Source organism: Siccirubricoccus deserti, assembly GCF_014283215.1.
Taxonomy (GTDB): Bacteria; Pseudomonadota; Alphaproteobacteria; order Acetobacterales; family Acetobacteraceae; genus Siccirubricoccus; species Siccirubricoccus deserti.
This window is the reverse complement of the sequence record NZ_JACOMF010000002.1, coordinates 98,455-113,553: the sequence shown is the minus strand read 5'-3', so window position 1 is coordinate 113,553 and position 15,099 is coordinate 98,455. Positions and strand designations below refer to the sequence as shown.

Here is a 15,099-nt window from a genome sequence, read left to right as displayed (position 1 = left end):
TGCCGTCAGGCCGCCGGGCCGTAAGGAGCGCGCAGCTCGCCGGATTTCAGGTTCTCCGGCGCCAGGATCACCTTGGCGCCGGGGCGCTTGTACTTCTCCAGGTCACCGTCCCGGATCGACTGGAACTGGACATAGAGGTTGCGCGGCTCGGCCCATTCCCCGCTGGCGCTGAAGCGGAATTTGCCGACGATGGTGTCGAACTCGCTGGCGTGCATGTCGGCCGCCATCGCCGTCTGGTCGATCTTGCCGATCCGGGTCAGCGTCTGCTCCAGCACCTGCATCTGGCCATAGGCGTAGGGCGGGATGTAATTGCCCAGCAGGTCGGTCTGCTCCTTCACCGCCAGCTCGCGGTACTTCTCCTGGAAGGCGGCGACGCCGGGGAAGTTCATGGTCGGCTCGGGCGAATAGACGTCCCAGTTCACCAGATTGTTCAGGATCGGCCCGAACTGCGCCTGAAAGGCGGCGAGCTGCGGCCCGACCATGCCGCCGCCGAAGATCTGCGGGGTGAAGCGCAGCTCGCTGGCGGCGCGCAGGATGCCGCTGCTGTCCGGTGGGTAGGAGGCGATGAACACCACATCCGGCCGCGCCGCCTGGACGGCGCGGATGGTGGGCGTGAAATCCACCGTGCTCGGCGGGTAGGAGCGGTCATAGACGATGCGCAAGCCACGCTGGCGAGAGAGGAAGCGGGTGCTCTCCGCCGCCTTCTGCGCGAACTCATTGTCGACGGCGAGGATCGCGATGCTGCGTGCCGGTGTCGGCAGCCTGGCGGCGATGTCGAGGAAGCCCTTGGCGTAGGTCTCCTTCATGTTGTCGCCGACGACGTTCATGTTGAAGTGGCGGTCGTATTTGAATGCCTCGTTCACGCCCGCGCCAAAGATGGTGAGGAAGGTCACGTTGCGCTGCATCACCACCGGCATCGCCGGAGCGATCATCGCGGTGGCATAGGGCGAGGTGACGATATCCACCCGGTCGACGTCGAGCAGCTTGGTGTAGATGCCGGGCACCAGGCCGGGGGTGGTCTGATCGTCGTAGAACACCAGCTGCACCGGCCGGCCGAGGATGCCGCCGCGGGCATTCACTTCCGCCGCCCAGATCTGGTAGGCGAGCAGCGTCGCCCTTCCGTTGCCGGCAAGGCCGCCCGACAGCGCCATGGCGAAGCCGATGCGGATGGGATTGGCGGATTGCGCCACGGCGGGGAAGACGCCTGCGGTCACTCCCGCGCCGGCAACGGCTGCGGCAAGCGACAGCCGCCCGAGGTCCCGCCTCGTGATCGTGTTCATTGTTGTTTCCTCCCCTTCGCCGCGGCTATTCCGCCGCTGGCATTATCTGCGATGGATCGGCCCCGACCCTGCCGCCGGTCTCGCCCGCGGCGCGGCGTGAAAGGCGGAAATCATAGCGAATGCCCGGCAGGTCCGGACGCGGCGAGCCAGGCACCCCCATTGCCGCATCGACCACCAGGGAGGCGCTGACGCCGAATACCGTGTCGCTGCCGATGTTCGGGTCGTCGGCGAAGTAGAGCGCGGTGACCAGCTCGCGGAAGCCGGGCGCGGCGACCAGCACATGGATGTGCGCCGGCCGCATGCCATGCCGGTTCTGCTGATGCACCAGCCGGCCCACCGGCCCGTCCATCGGGATGGAGTAGCCGATCGGGCGGACGGTGCGCAGGTGGTAGCGGCCCTCGGCATCGGTGCGGAAGCGACCGCGCAGGTCCATCACCGAGGCGTCGTTCGCCTGCAGGTCGTAGAGGCCCGCGGCATTGGTCTGCCAGATGTCGATCTCGGCGCCTGGCACTGGCCTGCCTGCGGCATCGGTCACCTGGCCGAAGATGGTGATCTCCTGCCCCGCGGTATCGTGCACGGCGATGCTGCCGCCGGGCGGGAATTCCGGCGCCTTGTCGCGGAAGAAGGGACCAAGCAGGCTGGTCTCGGTGCCCGCCGCCTCGCGCCCCTCGGCATCGTGCATCAGGTTGACCAGGCGGGAGAGGCCGAGCACGTCGGACAGTAGGATGAACTCCTGCCGATAGGGGGTGCAGGCCTGGCCGACGGCGGTGAGGAAGGCGATGCCGGCGAGCCATTCGTCGGGCTTCAACTGCACCTCGCGGGCGAAGCCGTGCAGGTGGCGCACCGCGGCGGCCATGATTTCGTGCAGCCGCGGGTCCGGCGTGGTCGCCATCTGGGCCAGCGCCTCATCCAACACGCCTTGCGGGTCGAGATCGCGCATCTCCGTTCGCTCCCTGGTGCCGCTTGCCGCGGGTACCGTTGGCCCAACGATGCGCGGGTCCACCGGCTCAGGTCAATGCGCTTGCTGCGGTTACCGGGCTGCATGCGCATGGCCCGGCAGGTCATCCGGGGCCCGCCCGTTTTGCGGGTAGTGCGTTGTCCGGATGCAACCCAGGCTTCCCGTAAGGGACGATTACAGGGTAGCATCCGGCCGCCGGCGCCCAGCGCTGCCCCGATTGGAACAGCGCCATCATCATGCCCTTGCCCATGTCCCGGCGAAGCCTTGCCGCGCTGCTCCCCCTGGCCTTCGCCGCACCCGCCGCCGCCGGACGGCACGATCCGGAATGGATTGGCTTCCGGCAGCGCTTCATGGCGCCCGAAGGCCGCGTGGTCGATACTGGCAACGGCAATGTCTCGCACACCGAAGGCCAGGGCTGGGCACTGCTCTTCGCGGTGCATTTCGACGATCGCGCCAGCTTCGACCGGATCCTCGGCTGGACCCGGCGCAACCTGCAGCGGCGCGGCGACGCGCTGTTCTCCTGGCGCTGGCGCCCGAACGTGGCGCAGCCCGTGGACGATCCCAACAACGCTACCGACGGCGACATCTATATCGCCTGGGCGCTGCTGCGCGGCGCCGCCCGCTGGGGCGACCCGGGGCTGCGAGCCCTGGCAGTGGCGATCGGCCGTGACCTGCTGCGCCTGCTGTGGCGCGATGTGGCGGGCCAAGGGGTGCTGCTGCCAGGGCTGAACGGCTTCGAGACGGCGACTCAGGTGGTCGTCAACCCTTCCTATTTCGTGTTCCCGGCCTATGCCGCGCTGGCCGAGGCGGTGCCTGACCCACGCTGGCAGCGGCTGACGACGGATGCGCTGGCGGTCCTGCGCGTCGCGCGTTTCGGCCGCTGGGGCCTGCCGCCGGACTGGCTGTCCCTGCCGCGGGCTGGCGGCCGCCCCGATCTGCCCACCCGTTGGCCGCCGCGCTTCTCCTTCGACGCGGTGCGGGTGCCGCTGCTGCTGGCCTGGGGCGGCCATGCGACGGAGCCGGCGGTGGGGGCGGCGGGGGCCTTCTGGGCTGCTCCGACCATGCCGGCCTGGGCCGATCTGCGGACCGATGCGGTCGCCGAATACCCCGCCTCCGGCGGGGTGCGGGCGATCGCGGCGCTGGTGGGGAATGCACGGCCGGTGCCGCTGCCGCCGGTGCGGGGTGCGGCGGATTACTACGCCGCTTCGCTCGGGCTGCTGGTGGCGCTGGCCTGCGCCGACCGCGGCCTGCCTACGGTGCTGAGCCCCGCCTGAAGGGGCTGGGTTACAGGAATTCAGCGTTTGCTAGAAGAACACTGGTAATCTTCCCCCTTTAAGATGGGCGTATCCCAGGGGAAAATCCTATATGACGCTGTCGGCGGGTGAGGGTGATGTTGCCCGGCTGATTTTGTCGTTCGGATTGCGCGGCTTCCGCTATCGCAGCTTCGGCAACCGGGCAGTCCGTTTGGTCCCCGAAGTCGCCCCACCAGCCGAGACGGCAACGGTCATACCGCCGGAGGAGCCGGTGCCGGGCCGCGGGCCCGACCCCGTTCTGGCGGTGCCGCCGCCCGTGATGGCCCTGCCGCTGCCCCTGGCGCCGCTGCCGCGTCTGACGGTTGCCGGCGCGCCCCCGGCGGTGATCGTCCCGCCGGCGCCAACGCCGGCAGTGACCGTGCCGGTCGAGGCGGCCCCGGTGGCGGCCCAGATCCGGCCCACGGCCGGCTTCAGCCTGCTGCGGCAGGCGCTCGGCGATGCCTCTGCCAGCCCGGCCGCCACCCCGCCACCGGCCTTGCCGGTGCCGCCGGCACCAGTCGCCACCCCGCGTCCCGGCGGCTTCGCACTGCTGCCGGCAGTCCATGCCGCGGCACTGGCCAGCCGCTGATGCCGCTGGTCTGCATCAGCTCGCCGAAGGGTGGGGTCGGCAAGACCACCATCGCCGCCAACCTCGCCCATGCCCTGGCGCGGGCTGGGCGCCAGGTTCTGGCGATCGACTTCGACCCGCAGAATGCGCTGCGCCTGCATTTCGGCATTCCGCTGGACGACCATGCCGGCTTCACGGCGGAGCTGCCGCGGCGGCCGGATTGGCGCGCCCTGGCGCGGGAGGTCGCGCCCGGCATCCGGCTGCTGCCGCATGGCACCGTCGACCTGCGGGAGGCGCTGGCGCTGACCACGGCACTGGAGCGCGACCCCGCGCTGCTCGACACGCCGCTGGCCTCCATGCTGGCGGAGCCGGGGCTGCTGGTCATCGCCGATACCCCGCCCGGTCCCACCCGCACCCTCGCCGCGCTGGTGCCGCATGCGGCGTTGGTGCTGGTGGCGCTGCTCGCCGACGGCGGCAGCATCGCCCAACTGCCGCAATTGCAGAGTGGCCGGTTCCTCGGCCGCGGCACGCTGGGCAGCCTCTTCGCCGCCCGCCTCCGGGTGGTGGTGAATGAGGTGGACGCCGGCTCCCGCCTCGCCTCGGAGGTAGCCGGCTCGCTGGCGCAGACGCTCGGCCCGCGGCTGGTCGGCGCCATTGCCCGCGACCCCGCGGTGGCCGAGGCGCTGGCCTGCCAGCAGCTGCTGGCGGATCACGCGCCAGCCAGCCGCGCGGCGGCGGATCTGGCGGATATCGCCTGTGTGGTGGACCGCGCCCTGCCGGTCCCGGCGCTGGCGCCGGCGTCCACGGCGACCACCTTATGGAGCGCCAAGTGGGGCGTCTCGACGTGACGGCCGCGGGCGGCCGGCTCGCCGGGCTCTCGGCCATTGGCGGCCTGCTGCTGCTGGCGCCGATCCTCTTCGTGCCGCTGGATGCCGGGCGGCAAACGATCTTCGCCCTGGGCTGCCTGCTGCTGTTCCTGGTGGTGAACCGGCGGCGCGGCTCGGCCGCCTCCACCTTCCTGGTCGTGCTGTCCTGCGCCGTCACCATCCGCTACCTGCACTGGCGGCTGACCGAGACCATCGCCTTCGACACGCCGCTGCAGGGCTTCTTCATGCTCGGCCTGGTGGCGGCCGAGATCTACGCCGGCATCTCGCTGTTCCTCGGCTACTTCCAGACCCTGGCGCCGCTGCACCGCAAGCCGGTGCTGCTGCCGGAAGACTCGGAGCAATGGCCGACGGTCGACATCTACATCCCGACCTACAATGAAGCGATGGAGATCGTGAAGCCGACCGTCCTCGCCGCGCTGGCGATGGACTGGCCGGAGGACCGCTTCAACGTCTACATCCTGGACGATGGCCGCCGCCCGGAATTCCGCGCCTTCGCCGAGGCCTGCGGCGCCGGCTACATCATCCGCCCGGACAACAAGGGCGCCAAGTCCGGCAACATCAACCATGCGCTGAAACAGACGGATGGCGAGTTCATCGCCATCTTCGACTGCGACCATGTGCCGACCCGCGCCTTCCTGCAGCTCACCCTCGGCTGGCTGCTGCGCGACCGCCGGCTGGCGATGGTGCAGACACCGCACTACTTCTACTCGCCCGACCCCTTCGAGCGGAACCTGACCGCCGGCCGCGACGTGCCGAACGAAGGGCTGATGTTCTACGGCTTGATCCAGCCGGGCAACGACCTCTGGAACGCCACCTTCTTCTGCGGCTCCTGCGCCGTCATCCGCCGCACCGCGCTGGAGGAGGTCGGCGGCGTCCCGCATGAGACGGTGACCGAGGATTGCCACTGCTCGCTGCGGATGCAGAAGCGCGGCTGGCACACCGCCTACATCCGCCTGCCGCTCGCCTCCGGCCTGGCGACGGAGCGGCTGCTGATCCACATCGGCCAGCGCATGCGCTGGGCACGCGGCATGATCCAGATCATGCGGGTCGAGAATCCGCTGCTGGCGCGCGGCCTCAGCCTGCCGCAACGGTTCTGCTACTTCTCCTCGATGTTCCACTTCATGTTCGCGCTGCCGCGGGTGGTCTTCCTCACCTCGCCGCTCGCCTTCCTGCTGCTGGGGCAGAACGTCATCGCCGCCTCACCGCTGGCGATCATCGCCTATGCCGGGCCGCACATCGTGCATGCCGTCGCCACCGGCAGCCGACTGACCGGCAGCTTTCGGCACTCCTTCTGGAGCGAGATCTACGAGACCTCGCTGGCGCTCTATCTGGTGCCGCTGACCATCGTGACGCTGCTCAACCCGCGCAAGGGCAAGTTCAACGTGACCGACAAGGGCGGGCTGCTGGCGGAGGGATACTACGACATCCGTGCGGTCTGGCCGAACCTGGTGCTGGCGCTGCTGCTGCTGGCCGGGCTTGGCGTCGGGCTGCACGGCGTGCTGACCAACCCGACGGGGTCGCTGGAATTCCAGGCCTTCCTGCTGAACGGCTGCTGGGCGCTGCTCAGCCTGGTGCCGGTGCTGGCCAGCCTCGCGGTCGGCCGCGAGCGGCGGCAGGTGCGGGCCCGGTCGCGCACCCTGGCGACCCTGCCGGCGACGCTGCTGCTGGCCGATGGCCGGCGCCTCGAGGGAACCACCAGCGATGTCTCGCTGGGCGGCGCCTCGCTCACCCTGGCCGGCGGCGACATGCCGGCTACCGGGGAGGCGACGCTGGAGCTCGACCTCGGCCATGAGCGGGTGACGACGCGCATCCGGGTGCTGCGCGCCGAGGGCGCCGCCGCCTCCCTCGCCTTCGCGCCGCGCACCCTGGCGGAGGAGGGCGACATCGTCCGCGCCGTCATGGGCCGGGCGGATGCCTGGGTCGGCTGGGACCAGCACCGCCGGGACCGCCCGCTGCGCGCCCTCGCCGAGGTGGTGGGCAGCGTAAGCGCCGCCTTCGTCGGCCAGTCCCAGCTGTGGAACCTGCTGCGTGGCCGGCGGGGGCCGGTGCCGGTGCAGCCGCGCCGGCCGGCCGCGCCCGCGGCCAAGGCCACGCCGCCGCAGGAACGCCGTACGGAAGTGCTGCGGCCGCGCCGGGCCCAGGCGGCTGCGGTCCTGGCCGCCCTGCTGCTGCCGGGAATCGCCCTGGCGCAGCCGGTCCGGCCGGGTGTTGGCGACACCACCATCATCCCGCCCCTCACCCTGCCGCCGCCGGTGGTGATCCCGCCGCCGCCTGGCCTGGTGCCCACCGGGGCCCCGGCGCAAGCTGCCCCGGCCGCCGCAGCCACCACCCGCACCATCACCCGGACCCTGCGCCAACTCGGCGTATCCGGGCCGATGCAGCTGCGTGGCATCTCCGACCTCCAAGGCGTGCAATTCGGCATCCGCGCCGATGAGGTCGTCACCTCGGCCCGGCTCAGCATCTCCGGCGCGACCTCGCCCGGGCTGCTGCCGGAGCTGAGCCAGATCGCCATCACCCTGAACGAGGAGTTCATCGGCGCGGTCCAGCCGGAACGCGGGCGACCGAGCTTCGGGCCGTTGGAATTCCCCCTCAGCCCGCTGTTCTTCACCGAGCTGAACCGGCTGAACTTCCGCTTCTCTGGCCGCTACACCCAGGAATGCAACGACGCGCTCTCGGGCCTGCTCTGGGCGAATGTCTCCGACCTGTCCACCCTGCGGATGACGCTGGAGCGGCTGCCGCTGCCGCGCGACCTGTCCCGCCTGCCGGAGCCCTTCCTAGATCGGCGCGAGCTGCAGGGCCCGCTCACCCTGCCGGTGCTGCTGGCCGCCGATCCGGGCAGCCAGATCCTGCGCGCCACCGCCATCGCCGCGTCCTGGTTCGGCATGCTGGCGGAATACCGCGGCGCCAGCTTCCCGGTCTCCAGCGCCCTGCCGGCCCACGGCAACGCCATGGCAGTGGTCGCCGGCGGCGCCGGCATCCCCGGCCTCGAGCTGCCGGCCTTCCAGGGGCCGACCCTGGCGTTGCTGCCCAATCCAAACGATCCGGTCGGGCAGATCCTGGTCATCGGCGGCCGCACCCCGGCCGAAGCCGCCGTGGCCGCCACCGGCCTGGCCTTCGGCCGCGCCACCCTGTCCGGCACGCAGGCGCTGGTGGAGGCGGCCGAGGCCGCGCCGCGCCTGCCCTATGATGCGCCGCGCTGGCTGCGGCCGGACCGCCCGGTGCGGTTCGGCGAGCTGGTGTCGGCCGAGCAGCTCCAGGCGCATGGCTATTCCCCCGGCGCCGTCGCCATTCCGGTCCGCACCGCGCCGGATCTCTACTTCACCCGCGCCCGCGGCGTGCCGGTGGAGCTGAGCTTCCGGCCGCCGCCCGGGCCGGTGATCGACACCTCGGTCTCCCGCCTCGACATCGCTCTGAGCGGCACCTACCTGCGCAGCCTGCCGCTCAGGGCGGCGCTGCCGGCCTGGCCGATATCCGAGCTCGCCGGCTGGTTCGGCTGGCCGCGGGAACGCGAGACCGCCAGCGCCAGCCTGCCGCCCTTCCTGCTCTCCGGCGGCAACGAGTTGCAGTTGCGCTTCGACATGCGGCCGCTGAACCGTGGCGAGTGCGGCGCAGTGCCCGGCGACATCAACGCTTCCATCGACCCCGACAGCAACATCGACATCTCCGGCGCGCACCGCTTCGCCGTGCTGCCGAACCTTGCGCTGTTCAGCAATGCCGGCTTCCCCTTCACTCGGCTTGCCGACCTGTCCGAGACCGCGGTGGTGCTGCCGGAGCGACCGCAGCCGGCCGAGATCTCAGCCATGCTGGATCTGCTCGGGCGCATGGCGGCGATCGTCGGCCATCCGGCGTCCGGCATCATGGTGACCGGCCCGGCCGGGATGCGGGAGGTCGCGGACCGCGACCTGATCCTCCTCGGCACCCTCGGCCGCCACGCCGGGCTGTCGCAGCTGCTGCGGGATTCGGCGCCGGTGCGGCTGGAAGGCAACCGGATGACCCTGGCGCTGCCCAGCCGCCTGCTGGTGCTCGGGCGCCTCTTCCCCGGCGGCAGCGCCGCGGTCGAGGAACGCGCCCGTGCCACCACCCGGCTGGACGCCCCGGCCGAGGGCTTCGGCGCCCTCATCGGCTTCGAATCCCCGCTGCGGGCCGGGCGATCCGTGGTGGTGCTCACCGGCGCGGCGCCGGCCGGCGTCGAGGCCATGGCGGCGGCGCTGCGCGACCCGCGGCAGCAGCCGCATGTCCAGGGCGACCTCGCCGTGCTCTCCGGTGGCAAGGTCGAGAGCTTCGCCACAGGCAGCCGCTACGAGCACGGCGCGCTGCCCTTCTGGCTTTGGCCGGAATACTACCTCGGCAACCGGCCGGAGGTGATGCTGCTGGGGCTGGCGCTGGCCTGCCTGCTGATCGGCCTGCCGATCCGCGGCGCGCTGCGGCGGATCACCCTGCGCCGGCTGCGGGCGCGCAGCCCGTGAGCCGGGGCTGGAGCACCGCCCTGCTGGGTCTGGCGCTGGCCGCCGGCCCGGCCATCGCGCAGGAGAATGGCGCGGTCGGCGCGCTGCTGCGCCAGGGCGCCCATTGGCAGGAGCAGAACCGCCCCGATCTGGCGCTGCGCAGCTTCGAGCGCGTCCTGGCTGCCGAGCCGACCAATGCCACGGCCCTGGCCGGCGCCGCCCGGGCCGAGGCCCAGCTCGGCAATGCCACGGCGGCCGAGGCGCTGCTCACCCGGCTGCGCCAGGGCGTCCCGGCCGGCGATGCGCGGGTGCAGGATGCCGAGGCCGGGCTGCGCGGCGCCCGGCTGGACCGAGAAGGGCTGGCGGAGGCCCGTCGCCTCGCCCAGGCCGGCCGCGCGGCCGAGGCGGTGGCGCGCTACCGCGAGGTCTTCGGCGCCGGCGCCCCGCCGGATTTCCTCGCCGGCGAATTCTATCTGGTGCTGGCCGGCACCGAGGGCGGCTATGCCGAGGCGCGGAACGGGCTCGCCGCCCTGGCGGCACGCGGCAACCCGCGCCAGCGGCTGGCCTATGCCCAGGTGCTCAGCTACCGGGAGGCCAGCCGCGCCGAGGGCGTGGCGATGCTGGCCCGGCTGGCGGAGGATCCCTCGGTCGGCCAAGCCGCCGCCGCGGCCTGGCGCCAGGCGCTGCTCTGGCAGGGGGCGAATGCCGCCGCCGTGCCGGCGCTGCGCAGCTTCCTGGAACGCCATCCGCAGGATGCCGCCATCCGCCAGCGGCTGGCAGAGGCCGAGGCGCCGCCGCCCGGCGCCAGCCCCGCCGACCTCGCCCGCCAGGGCGGCTTCGAGCGGCTGAACAGCAACCGGCTGAGCGAGGCCCGCGCCGCCTTCGAACAGGCCATCGCGGCCAACCCGCGCGATGCCGAGGCGCTGGGCGGGCTCGGCGTGGTGCGGCTGCGCGAGGGCCGCCATGCCGAGGCGCAGGCGCTGCTGGACCGTGCCACGGCCGAGGCGCCGGGCAATGCCGCGCAATGGCGTCCGGCGCTGGACGCCGCCGCCTATGCGACCGAGCTGGCCGAGGCCCGCGCCAGGCTGCGGGCCAATGACGCCGATGCCGCCGAGGCGGCGCTGCGCCGCGCCGTGGCACGCGAAGTGACCGACCGGGCGGATGCCGAGGCGCTGCTCGGCGACGTGCTGCTGCGCCGCGGCGATGCCGCGGCGGCGGAGCCGCTGTACCGCACCGCCCTGGCCCGCCGCGCCGATTTCGGCCTGGCGCTGGCCGGGCTGCAGCGCGCGCTCAGGCTGCAGGGGCGGGTGGCCGAAGCCGAAGCCATCGCCCGCCGCCAGGCCGCCGCCGCGCCGCCGGCGCCGCCGAACCGCGCCAATGCGCTGCGCGAGCAGGCCGCCCAGGCCGATGACGAGACCGCCATCGCGCTGCTGCGTGCCGCCCAGGCGAGCGATCCGGAGAATCCCTGGGTCGGCTACGACCTCGCCCGCCGGCTCTCCGGCCAGGGCCGCACCGCCGAGGCGCGGGCGGTCATGGAGGCGCAGCTCGGCAGCCGGCCAGGTCCGGATGCGCTCTTCGCCGCCGCGCTGTTTGCCGCCGACGAGGGCCGGCAGGCGGAGGCCGCGGCGCTGCTGGACCGCATCCCGCCCGGCCGCCGCACACAGGACATGACCCGGCTGGCCGCTCGCGCCCGCAGTGCCGGGGAGGTCGCCTCGGCCGCCGCCCTGGTCCGGGCCGGGGTGCCGGAGGGCCGGACCCGGCTGATGGCGCTGGCGGTCCGCCCGGACCCTTCCGGCACCACCGCCGCCGCCGTGGTTCGCGCCTTCGGCGAGGCTGGCGATGGCCTTGGCGCCGAGGAGGCTGCGCGGGCGGCGCTGGCCGCCAACCGTTCGCCGAGCCCGGGGCTGCGGCTCGCCCTGGCCGGCGCCCTGCTGGAAGCGCGGCGGGAGGGTCCGGCCCAGACCATCCTCGCCGGGCTGGAGACCGAGCCACGGCTGGGCACCGAGGAACGCCGGCAGGTGCAGGCGCTGCAGACCGGCCTGGCGGTGCGCGGCAGCGACCGGCTGAACGCCGAGGGGAATGCCGCGGGCGGCTTCGAGCGGCTGCGCCCGGTGCTGGCGCGCAGCCCTGCCGATCCGGCGGCCAACCTGGCCCTGGCGCGGCTCTACCAGGGGGCGCGGCAGCCGGCCGAGGCGGCGCGTATCGCCGAGACGGTGCTGGCCCGTGATCCCGGCAACCTCGATGCCCGCGCCGCGGTGGTCGATGCGGCGCTGGCGGCGCGCGACCTCCGCCGGGCCGAGGCGCTGCTGGCCGAGGCGCAGGCCCGCAGCCCGAATGAGCCGCGGGTGGCGCTAATGGAAGCTCGGATCGCCCGGGCCGCGGGCGATGGCCCGCGAGCATTGCAGGCGCTGGAGCTGGCGGCGGCGCGGCGCAGCGCCCAGCTTGGCCGCACCGCCGGCGGGCCGGGCCAGCCCTTCCCACGTGAAGCGACGCTGGAAAACCCGTTCCGGCCGCGTCCGGCCGGACTCAACACGGAGATCGCCGCCCCGGCGGGCGACCCGATGGTGGCGGAGATCGCCCGCGAACTGGCGGCGGTGCGGGAGGAGACGGCGCCCCGCGTCATGGTCTCGGCGATCGGCCGCAGCCGGTCCGGCAGCGGCGGGCTCGACCGGCTGACCGAGATGGGGGCGCAGCTCGAGGCCTCGACCAGCGCCATGGGTGGCAGGCTGGCGGTGCGGGCGACGCCGGTGACCATCACCGCCGGCGACCTCGGCGGCCATGTCCAGGTGCAACGCCGTCTCGGCAGCAATGCACTAGGCGGGTCCGGCGGCGGCCAGCCGGCGGGGGATCAATCGGCGGCTGGCGTCGGCCTCGGCCTCGGCTTCCAGCGCGGCGGTTTCTCGGCCGATGTCGGCACCACGCCGCTCGGCTTCCACGAGACCAATGTGGTGGGCGGGATGGAGGTGGCGCCGCGGATGTCCGACAACGTCCGGCTGCGGCTGCTTGCCGAGCGCCGCGCGGTGACCGACAGCGTGCTGTCCTGGGCCGGCGTGCGCGACCCGCTGACCGGCCAGGTCTGGGGCGGGGTGACCCGCACCGGCGGCCGGGCACAGCTCGAATTCGCCAGCGGGCCGATCAATTTCTACCTTGGCGGCGGCTATTCGGCCCTGGCCGGCCGGGGTGTCGTCGACAACAGCCGGATCGAGGCCGGGGCCGGCGCCAGCTACACCGTCTTCCAGCGGCCGGATGAATCGCTGACCGCCGGGCTCGACCTGGTGTATTTCGGTTATGACAAGAACCTGCACGATTTCAGCCTGGGCCATGGCGGGTATTTCAGCCCGCAGCGCTACGCCGCGATGAACCTGCCGGTGGACTACCGTGCGCGCAGCGGCGATCTGTCCTGGCGGATCGGCGGCACCCTCGGCGTCGCCAGCTTCCGCGAAGATGCGTCGCCGGTCTTCCCGGGCGACCCTGGCCGGCAGGCCCAGCTGGTCGCCGCCTCGGCCGGCGACCCGACCCTGGTGGCGATGCGGCCGGGGTAGAACCGCACCGGGGTGATCGGCGGGCTGCGCGGCGACATCGAATACCCGCTGACGCCGCAACTCCGCCTCGGCGGGCTGTTCCGCTACGACCGCGCCGCCGATTGGAACGAGGCGCGCGGACTGGTCTACCTCCGCTACCGGACGGAGTAGAGCGTGAGGCACGCGGCCAGCGACATGGCCGGAGCCTGATGGCTGAAGTGGTCCCCGGATCTCGGGCAGGAGGTCAAGCTCGGTCCGCCTGTGAGACCCGGATGACGGGCAAGCGGAGGCGGTATTCGGCAGTCTGGCCCTGCGGCAGGTAGAGCAGCCTCACTCATCCCGCCGCGGCCGCGCCAGCAACTGCCCCATCGCCCCGGCCACGGTCAGCCGCCCGGCCACCAGCTCCGCCACCGCGGCGCAGATCGGCAGTTCCACCCCCGCCGCCGCGGCGCGTGCGACCAGGGCCGGCGCCGTCGCCACCCCCTCCGCCACGCTCACCCTGCCTTCCAGCGCCTGCGCCACCGTCCTACCCTGGCCAAGCGCCAGGCCGAGCGAGGTATTGCGGCTGCCTGGCCCGGTCGCGGTCAGCAGCAGGTCGCCCATGCCGGACAGCCCCGCCGCCGTCTCCGCCCTGCCGCCGAGCGCCACCACCAGCCGCGACAGCTCTGCCAGCCCTCGGGTCACCAGCGCTGCCCGGGCGTTCTCCCCGAGCCCGGCGCCGATCACCGCCCCGGCGGCGATGGCGATGACGTTCTTCGTAGCCCCGCCGAGTTGCACCCCCAGCGGATCATCCCCGCCATAGAGCCGGAAGCCGGGCGAGCCGAGCCATGTCGCCGCCTGCTCCCGCAGCGCCGGATCCAGGCTGGCCACCACCGCCGCGGCGGGCAGGCCGATGGCCACCTCATGGGCGAAATTCGGCCCGGACAGCACCGCCACGGGCAGGCCAGGGCAGGCTTCGGCGAGGATTTCCAGCGGCAGGCGCAGCGTGTCCCGCTCCACCCCCTTCGCCACCACCACCACGGGCGGCAGCGGCCGTGGCAACTTGGCCAGCACTGTGCGCAGGTGTTGCACCGGCACCGCCAGCACGGCCATCCCCATCCCTGCCAGCGCGGCGGTGGCATCGGCGGTCGGCGCCACCCCGGGCGGCAGTGGCAGGCCCGCCAGGTGGCGGGCGTTCTCCCTGGCCGCCGCCATTGCCGCCACCCGCGCCGGATCGCGGCCCCAGAGCGTCACCGCCGCCCCGGCCCGTGCCGCCTGGATGGCAAGCGCGGTACCCCAGGCCCCCGCGCCCAGCACCGCGATGCGCCGGCCGTCCTGCATCTACTCCTCCGCCACCCGGACCATGCCCCAGCCCTGGCCCGGCTCGCCCGTGCCCAGGCGGTCCAGCAGCGCGGCGAGGATGGCACCGCCCTCCGCCTCGAAGCGCCAGGGCGGGTTGGCGACCAGCAGCCCACAGCCGTTCAGCCGCTGTGGGTCCAGCGGCTCCCGCAGCCAGAGCTCGGCGGCGATCAGGTCGCGCAGCCCGGCCTCCTGCAACGCGGTGTGAAAGGCGCGCACCGGGGCGCGGTGCTTGATCGGGTACCAGCAGGCCACCACCACACCACGCATCCGCTGGGCCAGCAGGCCGAGACCAGCGGCGATGCGATCGAATTCCCTCTCCTGCTCGAAAGGCGGGTCGATGAGGATGAGGCCGCGCCGCTCCGGGAAGGGCGTCAGCGCCTTCAGCGCCTCCCAGCCATCGCGCAGATGCACCGCCACCTGGGGGTCGCGGCGGAAGCGGGCGCGCAGCGTGGCGTGGTCCTCTGGGTGCAGCTCGCAGGCGGCCAGCCGGTCCTGCGGCCGCAGCAGGGCGCGGACCAGTGCCGGGGAGCCGGGGTAGGCGGCGGGGGCGCCGGCGGCGCGGCACAGCTCGACGTAATCCGCCAGCGGCCCCTCGGTGATGTCGAGCAGGCGGCCGATGCCGGCGCGCCATTCGCCGGTGCGCTCCGCCTCCGATGCCGAGAGGTCGTAAGCCCCAAGCCCGGCATGAGTATCCAGTACGCCGAAGCCGGCCGGCTTGGCAGCCAGGGCGCGCAGCAGCCAGACCAGCAGCGCGTGCTTCATGCAATCGGCGAAATTGCCGGCGTGGAAGGCGTGGCGGTAGTTCAT

The 15,099-nt window shown here is 73.1% G+C and carries 8 protein-coding genes and 1 pseudogene; 5 read left to right on the top strand and 4 right to left on the bottom strand.

Annotated elements, in window-relative coordinates; all coding sequences use genetic code 11:
• Window positions 1–5: 5 nt before the first annotated feature.
• Window positions 6–1,280 carry an amino acid ABC transporter substrate-binding protein gene (locus H7965_RS02175; protein WP_186768893.1) on the bottom strand — a complete coding sequence of 425 codons (1,275 nt, stop codon included), beginning with the start codon at window positions 1,278–1,280 and terminating at the stop codon, window positions 6–8.
• A gap of 25 nt (window positions 1,281–1,305) precedes the next feature.
• Window positions 1,306–2,220, bottom strand: coding sequence for a dioxygenase family protein (locus tag H7965_RS02170; protein ID WP_186768892.1), 915 nt, complete (start codon window positions 2,218–2,220; stop codon window positions 1,306–1,308).
• A gap of 266 nt (window positions 2,221–2,486) precedes the next feature.
• Here H7965_RS02170 and H7965_RS02165 point away from each other — a divergent pair, with 266 nt between their 5' ends.
• From H7965_RS02165 to H7965_RS02145, 5 genes and pseudogenes are all read left to right on the top strand, one after another.
• Complete coding sequence (locus H7965_RS02165; RefSeq protein WP_229682392.1) at window positions 2,487–3,512, top strand: glycosyl hydrolase family 8; 1,026 nt, start codon at window positions 2,487–2,489, stop codon at window positions 3,510–3,512.
• 91 nt (window positions 3,513–3,603) lie between these two features.
• Window positions 3,604–4,119: a hypothetical protein gene (locus H7965_RS02160; protein ID WP_186768890.1), complete on the top strand. Its 516-nt coding sequence runs from the start codon at window positions 3,604–3,606 to the stop codon at window positions 4,117–4,119.
• A complete protein-coding gene (gene bcsQ, locus H7965_RS02155; RefSeq protein ID WP_186768889.1) occupies window positions 4,119–4,946 on the top strand; it encodes a cellulose biosynthesis protein BcsQ in 828 nt (275 codons plus the stop codon). The genes H7965_RS02160 and bcsQ overlap by 1 nt, the downstream gene beginning before the upstream one ends.
• Window positions 4,928–9,451, top strand: a complete 4,524-nt coding sequence (bcsA, locus tag H7965_RS02150) for a UDP-forming cellulose synthase catalytic subunit (protein ID WP_186768888.1) — start codon at window positions 4,928–4,930, stop codon at window positions 9,449–9,451. The genes bcsQ and bcsA overlap by 19 nt, the downstream gene beginning before the upstream one ends.
• Window positions 9,448–13,122, top strand: a pseudogene (locus H7965_RS02145) (cellulose synthase subunit BcsC-related outer membrane protein). The gene bcsA and the pseudogene H7965_RS02145 overlap by 4 nt, the downstream one beginning before the upstream one ends.
• A gap of 159 nt (window positions 13,123–13,281) precedes the next feature.
• Here H7965_RS02145 and H7965_RS02135 read toward each other — a convergent pair.
• Entirely contained in the window at window positions 13,282–14,271 is a 990-nt protein-coding gene (locus H7965_RS02135; protein WP_186768885.1) for an NAD(P)H-dependent glycerol-3-phosphate dehydrogenase, read from the bottom strand.
• Window positions 14,272–15,099 carry a 23S rRNA (adenine(2030)-N(6))-methyltransferase RlmJ gene (locus tag H7965_RS02130; RefSeq protein WP_186768884.1) on the bottom strand — a complete coding sequence of 276 codons (828 nt, stop codon included), beginning with the start codon at window positions 15,097–15,099 and terminating at the stop codon, window positions 14,272–14,274.